The sequence below is a fragment of the Panacagrimonas sp. genome, assembly GCF_965216805.1.
Lineage (GTDB): Bacteria > Pseudomonadota > Gammaproteobacteria > Nevskiales > Nevskiaceae > Panacagrimonas.
In genome coordinates this window covers 1,554,543-1,570,084 of the sequence record NZ_CBDCGN010000002.1, presented here as the reverse complement: position 1 = coordinate 1,570,084, position 15,542 = coordinate 1,554,543, and the positions used below count along the sequence as shown (strand labels likewise).

At 65.4% G+C, this 15,542-nt stretch carries 18 protein-coding genes and 1 pseudogene; 4 read left to right on the top strand and 15 right to left on the bottom strand.

The features are described 5' to 3' along the window. Positions 1-28 precede the first annotated feature (28 nt). On the top strand, positions 29-1,699 hold the full coding sequence (locus tag ACOOHP_RS07510) for a phosphate ABC transporter substrate-binding/OmpA family protein (protein ID WP_420465831.1): 1,671 nt from the start codon (positions 29-31) through the stop codon (positions 1,697-1,699). A 146-nt stretch (positions 1,700-1,845) separates the two neighbouring features. Here ACOOHP_RS07510 and ACOOHP_RS07505 read toward each other — a convergent pair whose 3' ends face one another. The 7 genes from ACOOHP_RS07505 to ACOOHP_RS07475 all read right to left on the bottom strand — a co-directional run bounded on the left by ACOOHP_RS07505 (position 1,846) and on the right by ACOOHP_RS07475 (position 8,505). Further along, complete coding sequence (locus ACOOHP_RS07505) at positions 1,846-2,817, bottom strand: hypothetical protein (RefSeq protein WP_420465830.1); 972 nt, start codon at positions 2,815-2,817, stop codon at positions 1,846-1,848. Beyond that, positions 2,807-3,325, bottom strand: coding sequence for an RNA polymerase sigma factor (locus tag ACOOHP_RS07500; RefSeq protein ID WP_420465829.1), 519 nt, complete (start codon positions 3,323-3,325; stop codon positions 2,807-2,809). Before ACOOHP_RS07500 ends, ACOOHP_RS07505 begins: the two co-directional genes overlap by 11 nt. Positions 3,326-3,394: 69 nt before the next feature. After that, positions 3,395-5,176, bottom strand: coding sequence for a vWA domain-containing protein (locus ACOOHP_RS07495; protein ID WP_420465828.1), 1,782 nt, complete (start codon positions 5,174-5,176; stop codon positions 3,395-3,397). 102 nt (positions 5,177-5,278) lie between these two features. Next, positions 5,279-6,619: a DUF2254 domain-containing protein gene (locus tag ACOOHP_RS07490; RefSeq protein WP_420465827.1), complete on the bottom strand. Its 1,341-nt coding sequence runs from the start codon at positions 6,617-6,619 to the stop codon at positions 5,279-5,281. 48 nt (positions 6,620-6,667) lie between these two features. Beyond that, complete coding sequence (gene dapB / locus ACOOHP_RS07485) at positions 6,668-7,471, bottom strand: 4-hydroxy-tetrahydrodipicolinate reductase (RefSeq protein WP_420465826.1); 804 nt, start codon at positions 7,469-7,471, stop codon at positions 6,668-6,670. Positions 7,472-7,624: 153 nt separating this feature from the next. Then, positions 7,625-7,951: a YciI family protein gene (locus ACOOHP_RS07480; RefSeq protein WP_420465825.1), complete on the bottom strand. Its 327-nt coding sequence runs from the start codon at positions 7,949-7,951 to the stop codon at positions 7,625-7,627. A 146-nt stretch (positions 7,952-8,097) separates the two neighbouring features. Further along, positions 8,098-8,505, bottom strand: a complete 408-nt coding sequence (locus tag ACOOHP_RS07475) for a DUF1398 family protein (RefSeq protein ID WP_420465824.1) — start codon at positions 8,503-8,505, stop codon at positions 8,098-8,100. A gap of 144 nt (positions 8,506-8,649) precedes the next feature. Between ACOOHP_RS07475 and ACOOHP_RS07470 the strand changes: the two genes are divergently transcribed. Both ACOOHP_RS07470 and ACOOHP_RS07465 read left to right on the top strand, forming a co-directional pair. Beyond that, a complete protein-coding gene (locus ACOOHP_RS07470; RefSeq protein WP_420465823.1) occupies positions 8,650-8,868 on the top strand; it encodes a BrnT family toxin in 219 nt (72 codons plus the stop codon). A gap of 14 nt (positions 8,869-8,882) precedes the next feature. Next, positions 8,883-9,167, top strand: coding sequence for a BrnA antitoxin family protein (locus tag ACOOHP_RS07465; protein ID WP_420465822.1), 285 nt, complete (start codon positions 8,883-8,885; stop codon positions 9,165-9,167). Between the two features lie 25 nt (positions 9,168-9,192). On the opposite strand, the gene ACOOHP_RS07460 is transcribed toward ACOOHP_RS07465, so the two are convergent. From ACOOHP_RS07460 to ACOOHP_RS07450, 3 genes are all read right to left on the bottom strand, one after another. Further along, positions 9,193-9,669, bottom strand: coding sequence for a hypothetical protein (locus tag ACOOHP_RS07460; RefSeq protein WP_420465821.1), 477 nt, complete (start codon positions 9,667-9,669; stop codon positions 9,193-9,195). A gap of 188 nt (positions 9,670-9,857) precedes the next feature. Further along, positions 9,858-10,415 (bottom strand): transposase, encoded by a 558-nt coding sequence (locus tag ACOOHP_RS07455; protein WP_420465820.1) that lies wholly within the window; start codon positions 10,413-10,415, stop codon positions 9,858-9,860. A gap of 32 nt (positions 10,416-10,447) precedes the next feature. Next, the gene (locus ACOOHP_RS07450; protein ID WP_420466993.1) at positions 10,448-10,636 is read right to left on the bottom strand and encodes a hypothetical protein; all 189 of its coding nucleotides are present in this window, start codon (positions 10,634-10,636) and stop codon (positions 10,448-10,450) included. 1 nt (position 10,637) lies between these two features. On the opposite strand from ACOOHP_RS07450, the pseudogene ACOOHP_RS07445 reads away from it, so the two are divergent. After that, positions 10,638-10,817 (top strand): annotated as a pseudogene (locus tag ACOOHP_RS07445) (tyrosine-type recombinase/integrase); the annotation flags it as partial. Positions 10,818-10,860: 43 nt separating this feature from the next. Here the strand turns inward: ACOOHP_RS07445 and uvrB are convergent. The 5 genes from uvrB to ACOOHP_RS07420 all read right to left on the bottom strand — a co-directional run bounded on the left by uvrB (position 10,861) and on the right by ACOOHP_RS07420 (position 15,473). After that, the gene (uvrB, locus tag ACOOHP_RS07440) at positions 10,861-12,921 is read right to left on the bottom strand and encodes an excinuclease ABC subunit UvrB (RefSeq protein WP_420465819.1); all 2,061 of its coding nucleotides are present in this window, start codon (positions 12,919-12,921) and stop codon (positions 10,861-10,863) included. Then, positions 12,918-13,232, bottom strand: coding sequence for a type II toxin-antitoxin system RelE/ParE family toxin (locus ACOOHP_RS07435; RefSeq protein WP_420465818.1), 315 nt, complete (start codon positions 13,230-13,232; stop codon positions 12,918-12,920). The genes uvrB and ACOOHP_RS07435 overlap by 4 nt, the downstream gene beginning before the upstream one ends. After that, a complete protein-coding gene (locus tag ACOOHP_RS07430) occupies positions 13,217-13,411 on the bottom strand; it encodes a hypothetical protein (protein ID WP_420465817.1) in 195 nt (64 codons plus the stop codon). The genes ACOOHP_RS07435 and ACOOHP_RS07430 overlap by 16 nt, the downstream gene beginning before the upstream one ends. Positions 13,412-13,510: 99 nt before the next feature. Next, a complete protein-coding gene (locus ACOOHP_RS07425; RefSeq protein WP_420465816.1) occupies positions 13,511-14,581 on the bottom strand; it encodes an alkene reductase in 1,071 nt (356 codons plus the stop codon). Positions 14,582-14,744: 163 nt separating this feature from the next. Further along, the gene (locus ACOOHP_RS07420) at positions 14,745-15,473 is read right to left on the bottom strand and encodes an SDR family oxidoreductase (RefSeq protein WP_420465815.1); all 729 of its coding nucleotides are present in this window, start codon (positions 15,471-15,473) and stop codon (positions 14,745-14,747) included. Positions 15,474-15,542 lie beyond the last annotated feature (69 nt).

The following is a 15,542-nucleotide window of genomic DNA, read 5'->3' as shown; positions in this document are numbered from 1 at the left end:
TCGCGACGACGTCAGCCCGGAACACCGCATGGCCAGCACCCGCAACGCGCCCGAACAGACGCAGCAGCTGATCTGGCAGCTCAAGCTGCAATCCGACCGCCACGGCTCGGTCCACAGCACCAAGTTGCGCGACCTGTTGGCCGACCCCGCCAGGCTCAAGGCGCTGCTGGACGAGGCCGAGGCCAGCGGCGATCCCGAGCGCATGCGCTTGGCGCGCCTGATCCGTCCGCAGCCCGACGATCGTCCCTCCGTTGCGGCCGGCATGCCGGTCGGCTCAGGCCTCAACTGGGCGGCAGTGGCGGGCGTGACCCTGGTGGTGGCGATCCTGGCCTGGTTTTTCACCCGCCCCGTGGCGACATCCAGGACTGCGGAGGTGGCCGCGTCCCGGCCCGCGCTGCAGAAGGACGCGGCCGCCGACACCGACAGCGAGGCGATGGCCAGCCGCACCATCTTTCGCCTGCACGGCTCCAATACCGTCGGCGAAGAACTGGCACCCGCCCTGATCGAGCGCTGGATGAAGGCCGAAGGCGCCGACCAGACCCGCGTCGACAACACCGACGTCGTCGGCGAGCGCGTGGTCAGCGGAGACTTCACCGATCGCGGCGAACGCTGGCAGGTGGAACTGCATTCGCACGGTTCCAGCACCGCCTTCCAGGACCTGGCCAAGGGCACCGCCGACCTGGGCATGTCCTCGCGTCGCATCAAGCCCAAGGAAGTCCAGGCGCTCGCCGCGCAACACGGCGACCTGTCGGCGCCGGGCTCTGAAGTGGTGGCCGGACTCGACGGTCTGGCGGTGGTGGTCCACCGCGCCAATCCGATCGCGTCGATGACGTCCGAAACCGTGGCGCGGATCTTCGCCGGCGAAGTGACCGACTGGAGCCAGCTCGGCAACCCGCCCGCGCCGATCGAGCTGCATGCGCGCGACGATCTGTCGGGCACCTACGACACCTTCAAGTCGCTGGTGCTGGAGGCGCACGGCAGGAAACTCGCAGCGTCAGCCAAGCGTTACGAATCGTCCACCGAGCTGTCCGACAACGTCGCCGCCTCCACCAACGCCATCGGCTTCATCGGGCTGCCCTACGTGCGCAACGCCAAGGCGCTGGGCATTGCCGAGGCCCCCGGAGCACTGGCCATCGTGCCCACTTCGTTCACCGTCGGCACCGAGGACTATCCGTTGTCGCGGCGCCTGTACTTCTACCTGCCGGCCAAACCGGCGACCACCGAGCTGCGTGACTTCGTCAAATTCGCGCATTCCAGCGCGGGACAGGAAGTGGTCAAGGAAGTGGGCCTGGTATCGCAGAACATCTACGCGGAACGCCCGCGCCTGGAACCCGGCTTGCCGACCGATTACGTGCAGCTCACCCGCGACGCCGAGCGTCTGTCGCTGAATTTCCGCTTCGAGCCGGCCAGCTACCGGCTCGATACCAAGGGTCAGCGCGACCTCGGCCGCCTGATTGACTTTCTCGAAACACAGCCCGCGCGCACACCGCTGCTGCTGGGCTTCACCGACAGCTTCGGCGACCCCGCCGCCAACATTGCGCTGTCGCAGGAGCGTGCTCGTGCAGTCGAGGCACAGCTGCAGGCGCACGGCGTATTCCCGAAAGTCGTCGCCGGCTTCGGTCCCGCCATTCCGGTGGCGTCGAACTCCACCGAAGCCGGCCGCAACAAGAACCGGCGAGTCGAGGTGTGGGTGCAGTAGCACGACCGGTGCAGCGATCAGTCTGATCGCCACTCGCGACAAAGCGCACCGACGCCAGCCTTGGGCCTGACGTCGCCACAAAAGCGTATGCCAAGGCAGCGGTCGATTCTGCCGGCAGTCGCTGCAACCCTGAACGCCGCAGCGGTTCAGTCCGGCGGGTCGCTCGACCGCTGGCGGTCCAGCGCTTCCAGATCCGACGGCAGCGCCTCTTCGGGATAGGCCTTGCGAAAATCCTGCAGCAGGGCATGCGCAGCGCTTGGGTCGTCCTCGCGCAAGCGTGCGCGGATGCGCGCGAACCAGTCCTGCGGCGAACCCGGTTCGAACTCGTCCTGTGCGGCTGCTCCAAGCTGGCCGTCGACGCCCGACGAGGCCGGCGGTTCAGGACTCGCCTTTGCCGCCGACTCCGCCTGCACCCGCCTGCGGGCACGCGACGCGTCTTCGCCTCGCGATTGCATCAGCTCGCGCTCGGCCTTCTGCGCCGAGTCTGGCGCGGGCACCGCCGAATATCGTCGCGCTTCCGACTCCGACGCTTCGGCGGCTGGCGGTGGCGGCGGCGCGGCAGGATCGGGCGCAGCGTCGCCCGAAGGCGCGGGAACCGGCGCACCGGCGGCGGCCGGAGCAGATGACGGCGCACCTATGGGCGGCACGGAGGCGCCACCTGCGACCTGCGGTCGGCGCAATGGCGCGTCACCGCTGACCTCTTCGTCTTCGGCCTTGGGCGCTGGCTGCTCGGCCCCGTCCCTGCGCTCCGATGCGGGTGTTTGCGGCAATGGCGCAGCCAGAGGCTTCGCCGCCTCTGGGTTTGAGGCCGGCGCGCGTACGGACACCTCCAGCGGCGCTTGTACCGCGGGTTCGTGGCGCAGTTGCAGCAACACCGCCACGCCCAGGGCCAAGGTCGCGGCAAATGCCATCGGCTGCAGCCAACGCGGACGGCGCCGCGGAATCGGCTGGCGCGCGGCGTCACGGGCGGCGGCCAGGATGTCGGCATCCAGTTCGGGTGGAGCGCCTTCCTGCTGAGCCGCGTCGCGATAGGCGCGGCTCAGCGGATGGCGGCCGGCCAGGAAATCCTCCAGCTCGCGATCGTCGGGGCGCCGATCAGAGAACGGATCAGAGGACATCGCTCAACTCCAGCCGCAGCTTGGCCAGCGCGTAACGCAGCCGGCTCTTGACGGTTTCGCGCCCGACGCCGGTGACCTCACCGATCTGTTCCAGGCTCATGCCGCCTTCTTCCTTGAGCAGAAAGGCCTGGCGCTGCTCCGGCGGCAAGCCCTGCACCGCCTGCAGCACGCGGTGCAAGCGCTGCTGGCCGGACACGGCGGATTCGGGCTGCAGATGCTCGGGCGCGGCCACGGCCAGTTCGTCGTCCAGGGTATCGGTGGGCAGACGCGCGGCGCGGTATTCGTCCACCAGCCGGTTGTGCGCCAGGCGATACAACCAGGTGGTGAACTTGGCGCGCGGTTCCCAACTGGCGCGCGCGCGTACCACCGAGCCCCACACCTCCTGGAACAATTCCTGCGCACGCTCCCGATCGGAGATGCCACGCAGCAGATAGCGGTACACGGGGTCGCGGTGCCTTCGATACAAGGTCTCGAAGGCGGCCGCGTCCCCGCGCTGGTAGCGCTGCATGAGCTGTTCGTCGGCGATCTCGTCCCGGTGCTCGACCGGTGCCGCCGTCGCGAGCGTTGCCTCCAGACACTACCCTCCGATGGGTGTCACCGCGTCCACACCGGCCTGCACCGACAGGGCCTTGGCCGTGCGCAGCAACTGGCGGAATCCGGCGCGGTCACCGTAGGGATCGTCGCCGACCGACGCCGCCAGTTGCTCGATCCGAGTGTAGTCGAAGGCCCCCAGGTTCACGTCCCCCGCCAGACGCTGGCCAAAGGCGGCCACCGCGGCGGCCAGGCGCAGGCTGTCGCTCATCTGCTCCGGGCGCTGCAGGATTTCGCGGCGGCTCAGCGCACGCTCGATCAGTCGGCTGGCGGCGTCGGCGCCATCCTCGGGGCGCTTGTAGCGCAGGCGCAGGTGCGCCAGCTCCTGCGTTCGCGAGTCCGCCGCCGACTCGGCGCCATAGCGCAAGGCCGGAATCTTCTCGCCGCCCGAGCCGGCCAAGGCGATCTCGTAGAGCGCGGTAACGGTGTGACCTGCGCCGATCTCGCCGGCATCCACCGCGTCATTCGCAAAGTCCTCGCGCGCCAGCGCACGGTTCTCGTAGCCGATCAGGCGGTACTCGGCGACCGCGGCCGGGTTGAACTCGATCTGGATCTTGACGTCACGCGCGATGGTGGTGAGCGTCGCCTCGCGCTGGCGCACCAGCACCTTGTGCGCCTCCTGCGCTGAATCGATGTAGGCATGATTGCCGTCGCCGACGTTGGCCAGCTGCTCCATCAGATGATCGTTGTAATTGCCCTGGCCGAAGCCCAGGGTGGTCAGCGCAATGCCGCTGCGCCGCTGTTCCCTGACCAGGTCCAGCAGGGTCTCGAAGCGCGTGGTGCCGACATTGAAGTCGCCATCGGTGGCCAGCAGCACGCGGTTGACACCGCCTTCGATCCAGCCCTGACGGGCCATCGCATACGCGAGCTGAATGCCCGCGCCGCCGTTGGTGGAACCACCGGCCTCCAGCCGGTCCAGCGCCGCCGCGATGTGCTGGCGCTGATCGCCCGGCGTGGGCTCCAGCACCACACCCGAAGCCCCGGCGTAGACCACCAGGCTGATGCGGTCGCGCGCGCTCAGGTCTTCCAGCAGCATCTTCAGCGCGGTCTTCACCAGCGGCAGCTTGTCGGCGTCGAGCATGGAGCCGGACACGTCGACCAGAAACACCAGGTTGGTGCCGACCGGTCGGGTCTGCGGCTTCCAGCCCTGGAGGCCGACCCGCAGCAGGTGGGTCTTGTCGTTCCACGGCGTGGGCGCGATCTCGGTCAGCACCGCAAACGGCTGGTCGCGATCACGCGGCGCGCTGTAGCCGTAGTCGAAGTTGTTGATGAACTCTTCTACCCGCACGGCGTCGCGCGGCGGCAACTGGCCTTGGGTCAGGTAACGCCGCACGTTGGCATAGCTGCCGGTGTCCACGTCCACGCTGAAAGTGGACACCGGGTTCTCGGCCACGCGCTGCACCGCGTTGCGGTCAAGGCTGGCGTAGTTGTCGCGGTTCTCGGGCTGGACGAAAACCGGCGGTGGCGGCGGTGGCGCGTAATACGCCATGCCGGCGCTGGACGGCGCCGGCTTCACCATGCGCCGCATCTCCACCTCCTGGCTGCGCTGCTGCACCTCGAGCTTGCGGGTCATGTCGCGCGACGCGTCGCGCAGCGGCAGATCCGGTGCCTCGGGTTCCGCCGGCTGGGGTCCGGCCGGTTCAGCCAGGACCGGGGCGGGCTCCACGACCGTCGCGGTCGTGGGCGCGCGGGACGCGGTCTGGCTGCAGGCCGACAACAGCGTGACTGCACTGAGCAGCACGCTCGAGAAAAGGATGAGGGTACGCATCGACACACTCCTTGGGTCTGGGGTGTCGGTGTGAACGGGTGCGTCGGGGATTCGGGGTCAAACTGGGCAGACATCCGCTCGAATCTGAGCTGCCGTGATTTCTCAGCTAGCCGCACGCAGGCGGTCGCCGCGCTGGCTGATGGACTCACAGACGCCTTGAAAGCGCTGATGGACGTCGGCGCGGTCGCCGGCCTCCGGCAGCGCCTCGTTGGCGCCGGCGTGCACCATGTCGGCATGCCGACGTATCGCCGCGAGGTCCTCGGAGCGGTCGGCCGCGCGAGCGATGATCGCCAGCATTTCCAGCAGCCGGATGCTCACCGCGGCATTGGCGCGCGCGTTCTGGCGGATCTGGTTGAAAGCTGCATCGAGCATCTCCGAAAACCCAATCGTGGGGGCAATGATGCGCAGATGCTGCTGATCATCCATTCGATAAGGGCTCGGCATTTCGCGCTGCGACAGACAGCACAGCGCCGAGCCCAGCCGGTCAATGCAGCGGATGGCGGTGAACGGATCGTTGACGCCGGGTGACAGCGCGCGCACCGCGACCTCGACGAGCTGCAACAGCGAGTACTCAAAGTCCTGCGTGGGCGTGCGCTGGGTGCCGAGCACGAATGCAGAGTTGATCCGGCGGGCGAGTTCGTGGTCCACGCGTCGCCCTGGCCACCACTTGATCAGCGGCTCGCCACGCACCACGTAGTGTCCCGGGCGCCGCTGGATCTCCAGCACCGCGTCATGATTGGTTGCCAGCGACAGCAGCTCGTCGGCGTTGATGATCTGCAGGTATCCGTCCCCGTCCGCGGCGACTGCGACCGCCTCAGCGTCGAAGCCGGCGGGCCGCTGTACGCCCGCAGGCGAAGCCTCTCCCAGTTGCTGCGGAAATACCCGTTCAATACTTCCCGCCATTTCCTTGGCGATTCTGGCGATGATTTCGTCGGCCTGAATCGACACCGAAACGTGATGGATGAAGTAGATCAGCACCCACAGACTGGCCAGCGCGAACGCAACCCCCAGGGTGACGGAAAGATGCGGCACGAAGGGCTGATCACCCGTGTAGCGGATCGCGCGCAGTACCAGCAGGCAGTACAGGAACGTGGCGACAAAGGTGCCCAGCACGACCTGATTGGTGGAGTCGCGCATGAAATTGCGCAGCAGTCGCGGTCCGAACTGCGATGACGCCAGCGACAAGGCGACCAAGGTCAGCGAGAACACCACCCCGGCAATGGTGATCATCGAGCCCGCAATGGTCTGCATCACCGCGCTCGCGCTTTCCGCGCCACCGCCGTAAGCCCAGGCGAGTGCACGCAGTTCGTCGCCGTGCCGGAAGTGCTGGTCGAGCGCGACCATGCCGAACGCAAGCGCCACTGCGAACATCGCCATCAGCGACGGCAGAAACCAGAAGCTCGTGCGAATCTGATCAATCAGCTTCAGTAGGATCGCTTTCATACGGCCTGCTCCGGACGCCGCAGTGCGCCGCGGCGCGACCACAACCACTCAGCCACCGATCACGTCCCGCATGCTGTAAAGACCGGGCGCCCGGCCCTGCAGCCAGCGCGCCGCGCGCACCGCGCCATTGGCAAAGTTGAGACGCGAGCTGGCCTTGTGGGTGATCTCCACGCGCTCACCTTCGCCCAGGAACATCACGGTGTGATCGCCCACCACATCGCCGCCGCGCACGGTAGAGAAGCCGATGGCCCCGCGCGAACGTGCACCGGTGTGACCGTAGCGTTCGTACACGGCATGTTCGGCCAGAACCTTGCCGGCACCCCGGGCCACCGCCTCACCCATCATCAGCGCAGTGCCGCTGGGCGCGTCGACCTTGTGCTTGTGGTGTGCCTCGACAATCTCGACGTCGAAGTCCTCGCCCAGCGCGGCGGCGGCCTGTTCCAGCAGGTGCAGGCACAGGTTGACGCCCAGGCTGAAGTTGCCGGCCTTGACGATGGGGATGCGCTGCGCGGCCGCCTCGATGGCGGCCTGCTGCTCGGCGCTGAACCCGGTGGTGCCGATGACCATGCCACGACCGCCCTCCACGCAGGCCTCCAGCGCGGCCAGCGTGCCCTCCGGACGCGTGAAGTCGACCAGCACGTCGAAGTCCGCCAGCGCCGCGCGCACGTCGCTGCCGATCCGCACGCCGGCTGTTTCCAGACCGGCCAGTTCACCAGCATCGCGCTGCAATTCCGCGGCCCCCACGCGTTCGAAAGCGGCGCCCAGCGGCAATCCGGCCGTGGCAGCCGCCTGGATGACGGCACGGCCCATGCGCCCGGCGGCGCCGAGCACGGCGATACGTGTGGAATTCATGATGCGCGATCCTTGCAGATTCGGGTGCCGAGTCGTTTGACGACGACGATCGGAGGCGAACGACATTATTGAGCTGGAATCTTAAGCCTCAAACGGTCCGAGGAACGGCCAGCAGGTCAGGCCCGCACACCCTGCTGCCTTCAAGATTGCGCATCAAGCAACGACACGCAGCTCTTGGCTGCAACGACAGGCTTTAGCGATGCGCGCGGCCCACGTTACTGCTTCTTCGCGGGAGGGCAGCTCAAGCACGGTAAATCCGCCGTTGAGCGGGGGCGCCCACGGGTAGCCACCAGCGGAGACAGCCCCGTCTGCTGAGACCAGCGCGGGCGGAACATCTTCGTTGATGCCGCAGGCGAAGACATAGACGCCAGCTGCCTTTGCTTCTTCAACTACGTCGTTCGCGGCGCGGCCCACCGCCTCCAACTCGCCGTCCGGCACGACCATCGCGGCGCTCGGAAACGAGATCAGATACCTGGCCATTGCGATGCTCCTTTTTTTTCTTGGGCCTAACAATCAAGCTGAGCCGCCCGCGGAAGCGGAAGCCGCTGAGCCGCGGAGGGAAGATGACCACTGTTGCCTTGAGCGGCCAGGCACTGGCTGTCGTAGCGGGTCGGCCGAGCGAAGGGTCAGGCCTCAGCCGGCTTCGCACCTGGGAACCATTCAACATGCTGATCGCCCTTGCGACCGAAGTAGATGACACGTTTGCCGCTTAGGAATGCGAAGTACCCAGCTACTCCCGACTCCACAGCGCGACGCGAGAAGTCCTTGAACTTCTGACCATTCTGTTGACTATCCACGATGGCTGACCGTAGCGCTTCCTCGTCCAGCAAAGGTTCGATGGGCCTGGGTGCGCCGAGGAGCAGCGGGACAACGACTACGCCGCCTGCAGTGCCGTAGAAGCAAAACTGCGATAACACGTAGTCAACATGGTAGTACTCGACGCCTTCAGAAATGAGTTTGCCGACGATCTCGGGGAAAGGCATTGCGCTGGCGACTGTTGCTTCGCCGAGCCAGCGGATCATGTTGGCGTTCATGGATTGTTCGAGGATAGAGAGCACGCGCAGGATGGAATCTGAGGCCTAACACCAGGTTCAGCGGCGGCCCCGCAAGGCGCGGACGGCTGTACGCGTTGTTGGACCTTGCGGTGCCGAATAACCGCATATACGATAAATACGGCCATGACCTACGACCCGCCCAAGCGCAAGAAGAACTTGCGTAAGCATGCCATTGACTTGGCCGAGTGTGAGCCGGTGTTTGATGCACCGATGCTGACGCGTGAAGACACGCGAGAAGCATATGGCGAACAAAGGCTTGATGAGCCTGGGATGGTTGAGCGGCAGAGTTATGGTGCTGGTGTGGACCGACCGAGAGGACGGCCCCCGCATGATTTCATGTAGAGAGGCAGAACCCCATGAACAAGAAGCGTACTTCCGTGCATACCCCAAAGGCTGACGTGCCTTACGACGCCAAGGACCGAAGAGCTGTGCTGGCTGTTTGGGATGGCGCGACTCCGCATAAGGGTGCCGAAGAATACCGGGCGAAGCGCGGGCGCCCGCCGAAAGCTGTTGGAGAAAAGAAAGCCCAAATTGCGCTGCGTGTAGATGCAGAAGTACTGGCGTGGTACCGCGCGCAGGGTGATGGCTGGCAGACCAGAATGAACGCAGTGCTGAAGGCATATCGCGACGCGACGATCTGATCGCTTTTAGGTCCAACGCCCCGGCTCACCCGCGGCCCTGGCGACGCGAAGCGGCGGCAGGGACGTCGGGTGGAGCCAATGGTTGGGCATCAAGCCCGCCGTGGCCAATGCGGCCCCATGCCTCTTTGAACTCTGGCTTCTCATAGCTACTCGGCTGCAGCCAGTACGAAACCTTGCCGTCTTTCTCTCCTCGGTGCGCGCTCGACTTGACTTCATCTGGCGTGAGAATGAAAGCCGAAGGGGACTCTGATGCCACCTTGTTGATGATGACCCAGAAATCACCCATGCACTTTTCCAGGTCTTTGCCGAGGGGGACAGGATTGCGCTTACTGAGCGCTTTGACCTGAATGCCTTTGAATCTTGATGCATCGCTGCTGTACGCGATGATGTCAACGCCACGCGCGTTGCGAGCGGTGGGCATAGCGTTCCAACCGAGGAGAGAAAGCTTGTAGCAGCACCAATACAAGCCGAGGTTTCCGACGATTTGAGGATTCAGGCGCATGCTTTTCCTGATGCCCAACGAGCCTGTAGAAAAACGCCATCCACGGCCCATGATCCCGGTCGCTGCCGATTCGACCGCCCAAGATTCGCTGTCGGGCTATTGGCTTTCATCAGCGCTGCTTCCCCGGCAATGTGTGCATGCCTCGACCATACGCTCGTCCAGGGGCGCTTCCAAGCCGATTCGGACGGCTATGGCGCCGCATGCCGGAGCTTCTGGATGTTGTGCCCCAGTGCAAACAGCTTCCACTGCGCATCGACCTTTCTTCGGGATCGCATCGTGAACCGCGTGAGACGATGCGTGTGCAGATTGCCGAAGACCGGCTCGACGATGCCCAGCCTTCGGCTGTAGGTCAGGCGCCCGGCTCGGGTGTCGATGCGTCGCCGCATCGCCTGTGTATGCGGGTTGGCTTCCGACATCTTCCTGCCGTCGAAGAAGGTGATCTGCCGATAGGGACTGACATCAGGCTTGCGCATGCACTTTGCCTTGAGCGGGCAGCGCTGGCAGAGGGCTCTGGTGCCTTCGAAGCTCACTCCGGTTCGGCCCTTGATCACGACCCTGGCGCTGCTCAGCTTGAGCGCCTGCCCGTTGGGGCAGATGCAGGTCTTCTTGTCGGGGTCGTAGCTGAAGTCGGCGTGCTGAAACCCCTTTGATCGACGCTCACCGGGCTTGCGCTGCTTGTCCTTGGGCTTGTGCTTCCAGGCATCCGCAAACTTCGGGTCGCGCTTTCGAAAGCCGTTGTCGGCCACCAGGGCCTCAATGCCGACATCGTGAAGGGCCTTCAGGCTGGCTTCGCTGGATAGCCCGAATCACCCAGCACGGTGGCGTGCTCGAAACGGTCAGGCTTGCCCAGCGAGGCAAAGTGGGACCGGACGTGTTCAGCCACTTCCGGCAGCAGGGCGTTCTCCTGGCCCGTTCCGAAGGCCTGGGCATGGACGATCAGCTGGGCCCTGGAATCGACCGCAGCCACGCCGGTGTATCCCCATGCGCTGCGCCATTCGTTCGCCACGCATCTGCTGGAAGGCGGGTACGACATCCGCACGGTGCAGGAGTTGCTCGGGCGTTCGGATGTGAGCACTACGATGATCTACACGCACGTGCTGAATCGCGGCGGTCGGGGCGTGATCAGCCCGCTCGACAGAATGGGCTGAAAGGACGCCGCGGCCGCGTCGCGGATCGGCGCTCAGGTTCGGCTCACGCGGCATCGACCAGCAACTGCTGGCGCAGTACGCGCACTTCGTCGCGCAGCTTGGCGGCCTTTTCGAACTCCAGGTTCTGCGCGGCCGCGCGCATCTCCTTTTCCAGCTTGGCGATCTTCTTGCCCAGCAGTTCCGGCGTGAGCCTGGCGGCGTAGGCGCCCTTCTTCTCGGCCGCCTTGAGCACCTTGCTGCTGCCGTCGTCGTAGCCGTAGCGCATCAGGTCGGCGATGCGCTTCTCCACGCCGCGCGGGGTGATGCCGTGCGCCAGGTTGTGCGCGACCTGCTTGGCGCGACGACGGTCGGTCTCGTCGATGGAGCGGCGCATGGAATCGGTGATGTGGTCGGCATACAGAATCGCCCGGCCCTCCAGGTGGCGCGCAGCGCGGCCGATGGTCTGGATCAGGGAGCGATCCGAGCGCAGAAAGCCTTCCTTGTCGGCGTCCAGAATCGCCACCAGCGACACCTCCGGCAGGTCCAGGCCCTCGCGCAGCAGGTTGATGCCGACCAGCACATCGAACACGCCCAGTCTCAGATCGCGGATGATTTCCGCGCGCTCGACCGTGTCGACATCCGAGTGCATGTAGCGCACCCTGACGCCGTTTTCGTGCAGATAATCGGTGAGGTCCTCGGCCATGCGCTTGGTGAGCACGGTGATCAGCACGCGCTCGTGCTTGTCGGCGCGAATGCGGATTTCGCCGAGCACGTCATCGACCTGGGTGCGCGCCGGGCGGATCTCGACCTGCGGGTCGACCAGGCCGGTCGGCCGCACCACCTGTTCGATGATGCTTGATCCGGATTTCTCCTTCTCGTAAGGGCCCGGTGTGGCCGACACGTAAATGCTCTGCGGCACCAGGCGCTCGAATTCCTCGAACTTCAGCGGCCGGTTGTCCATCGCGCTGGGCAGGCGGAAACCGTACTCGACCAGCGTCTCCTTGCGACTGCGGTCGCCCTTGTACATGGCCCCGAGCTGCGGAACGGTGACATGGGATTCGTCGATCACCACCACTGCATCCGGCGGCAGGTAGTCGAACAGGCAGGGTGGCGGCTCGCCGGGGCCGCGCCCCGAAAGATAACGGCTGTAGTTCTCGATGCCGGAGCAGAAGCCCACTTCCTGGATCATCTCCAGATCGAAGGTGGTGCGCTGTTCCAGCCGCTGCGCCTCCAGCAGCTTGCCGTTGGCCTGGAAGTACTTCACCCGCTCGCGCATCTCGTCCTTGATGGCATCGAACATCGCCATCACCTTTTCGCGCGGCGTCACGTAGTGCGACTTCGGATACACCGTGTAACGCGGCACCTTCTGGCGCAGCTCGCCGGTGAGCGGATCGAAGATGCTGACGGTCTCGATCTGGTCGTCGAACAGTTCCACGCGCACCGCTTCGTCGTCGGTCTCCGCCGGATGAATATCGATGACATCCCCGCGCACGCGATAGGTGCCGCGCACCAGATCCATCTCGTTGCGGGTGTACTGCATGGAGGCGAGCTGACGGATCAGGCCACGCTGGTCGATGCGATCACCCACCTTCAGGTGCAGCACCATCTTGAAGTAGCTCTCGGGGTCGCCGAGTCCGTAGATCGCGGACACCGAGGCGACGATGATCGAGTCGCGCCGCTCCATCAGCGCCTTGGTCGCCGACAGGCGCATCTGTTCGATGTGCTCGTTGATCGAGCTGTCCTTCTCGATGAAGGTGTCGGTGCTGGGAACGTAGGCTTCCGGCTGGTAGTAGTCGTAATAGGAGACGAAATACTCCACCGCATTGTCCGGGAAGAATTCCTTGAACTCGCCGTAGAGCTGCGCGGCCAGCGTCTTGTTCGGTGCCAGCACCAAAGTCGGTCGCTGCACCTGGTGAATGACGTTGGCGATCGAATACGTCTTGCCCGAGCCGGTGACGCCGAGCAGCGTTTGATGCGCCACGCCGGCTTCCAGGTTTTCCACCATGCCGGAAATGGCGGCCGGTTGGTCGCCGGCCGGCGCCCAGTCCGCCTTGAGCTTGAACAGCGCGTCGCGCCGATGCTTGAGGCGAACGACTTTCAGGGTTTCGCGGGGGGCTTCTTTCATGATGGCGAGGTCAGTCGCGCTGCGACAGGTCTGATGAGGCGGCCGCCATGGATCACTGCCACGATCTCGATCAGAAACTCCGAAAGGCGATAGATCACCCGATAGCTGTAGACGATGCGCTCGCGGACCGAATCCAAATCAAACTCTGACACCCTCCGTCCCATCTGCGGTTGATCGGCTACGGATTCCGCCACGTCAAGAAGGCGCTGGACGACGGCACGCGCATAAAAATCCGAGTCCTGTTGAATGAAGCGCTCGATCTCGTCGAGGTCGTCCAGCGCCTGCCGCGACCAGACTACTTTGCGGCCCATCGCTCTGCGAAGCGCTGCTTCACCTCTTCGTGCGGCACGACGTGGCCGGCCTGCGCCTCCTCGATTCCGCGCTGAATCTTGGTCCGCACGTAGAGCTGGTACTGCATGTCCTCGTAAGTGCAGTCCTCGGGGAGGTTCTGGGCGATCTCGATCAGTTCGGCCTTGATGCTTCGGCTCATGATTTCAACTCCGTGATTCACTGACCGAAAGCTTACTCCTGCCCAAACACCGATTCATGACCGCCGCCACCGTCGCGGCGGCGGCTTTTCCACGGACGCTCAGGCCGCCAGCCGCGGATAATCCGTGTAGCCGGCTGGGCCCGGGGTGTAGAGCGTGTTGAAGTCCGGCGGATTCAGCGCCGCTTGCTGGGCGAAGCGCTCCGGCAGATCCGGGTTGGCCAGGAAGGCCTTGCCGTAGACGATGGCGTCGGCGCGTCCCTCGGCCACCGCCGCTTCGCCAGCGGCAAAATCGAAGCCGCCGTTGAGCAGCAGCGCGCCGCTGAAATGCTTGCGCGCGATCTTCGCCAGCTCCAGTTCCTCGGGGCGGTCCCACTGGTCGTGACGCAGTTCGAAGTGGCCCAGCTTGCGTGCCTGGGCCTGCTCGGTCACATACGCCACCAGCTCGCGCGGATTGGAATCCGACATGTCGTTGAACGGCACCAGCGGCGAGATGCGCACGCCGACCCGCCCGGCACCCCACACGCCGATGGCGGCGTCGATGGCCTCGAACAGCAGGCGCGCTCGATTCTCGATGCTGCCGCCGTAGGCATCGGTTCGATCATTGACGCTGTCGCGCAGGAACTGGTCCAGCAGATAGCCGTGCGCGCCGTGCAACTGCACGCCGTCGAAGCCGGCGGCCTTGGCGTGCAGCGCGGCCAGGCGGAAGGACTCGACGATGCCGGGCAATTCGTCGGTCCGCAGCGGCCGCGGCGCCGGATAGGGATGCTTGCCGGTGGGCGTGTGCGTGCTCTCGTTGCGGATCGGCTTGTTGGACGAGGACACCGGCGCCACACCGTTGTTGATGTCCTGATGGGTGGCCCGGCCGGGATGCCAGATCTGCATGGCGATGCGCCCGCCTTTGGCGTGGACCGCATCGGTGACCTTGCGCCAGGACGCCGCGTGCTCCGGAGAATAGATGCCGCCCTCGCCGATGAAGGCGCTGGCGCTGGCGTCGACCATGCTGCACTCGGTGAACAGCAGGCCGCCGCTGGCGCGCTGGCTGTAGTACTCCGCCATCAGATCATTGGCCAGGTGCGCGGTGCCGGCGCGGCAGCGCGTCAGCGGCGCCATCAGCACGCGGTTGGGAAGGGTCAGGTCGCCGACCTGCACGGGGGTGAGGAGCTGGGTCATCGGAAAGAATCCTTATTGGAGTTGTTGAACTGTTTGTTGCCGGTTCGGTGAACAGCGCGGTCATCCAACCGCCGGGAAACCGCAATGCCACGGATGCACGCGCCGTGTTCATCCGTGTGCATCCGTGGCAGAAAAATCGATGCGTTGAGTTACAACGACGCCCTCACCAAGGCAGCCGATCACCCAGATGAAAGAAGCCGCCGGTGGGGCCGTCGTCCGCGATCAGCGCCAGTTCCACCGAGGTGCGGGCGCCGTCGCCCACTTCCATGCTGGCCGACGCGCCGCCCATGTCGGTCTTGACGTGACCGGGATGGATGGCGTTGACCTTGATGCCGGTGTCGCGCAGCTCGTAGGCGAGCTGCACCGTCCAGCTGTTCACCGCCGTCTTGCTGACGTTGTAGGCCGGCACCTTGAAAGGGTAATAGGGGCTGGCCGGGTCCGACTGATCGGTGATGGAGCCGAGCCGGCTGGACACATTGACGATGCGTCCGGCTGCGGACTTGCGCAGCAGCGGCAACATCGCCTGGGTCACTGCCACCAGACCGAACACGTTGGTCTCGAAGGTCTTGCGCCAGGTGTCGATGGACTGCGCAGACGGAGGCTGGTCCATGGCGTCATGCATCACGCCGGCGTTGTTGATGAGGATGTCGAGCCGGCCGTGGCGGCTCTCGATCTCCCTCGCCGCAGCTTCGATGCTGCCGGCATCGGCGACATCCATCGTCAGGCTCGTCGCCGGCAGACCCTGGGCCTTCAACGCATCCGCCGCCGCCCGCCCGCGCTCCGCATCGCGGCTGCCGACGATCACCTGCACGCCCTGCGCCGCCAACTGCCGCGCGGTCTCCAGGCCGATGCCCTTGTTGGCGCCGGTGATCAGCGCAATCTTCTGCTGCATGTGTGCTCTCCCGCTTCGATGGACGCCGCCCCGAGCCGGATCGGCTCCGCGGTCGTGGATACCGCTCGG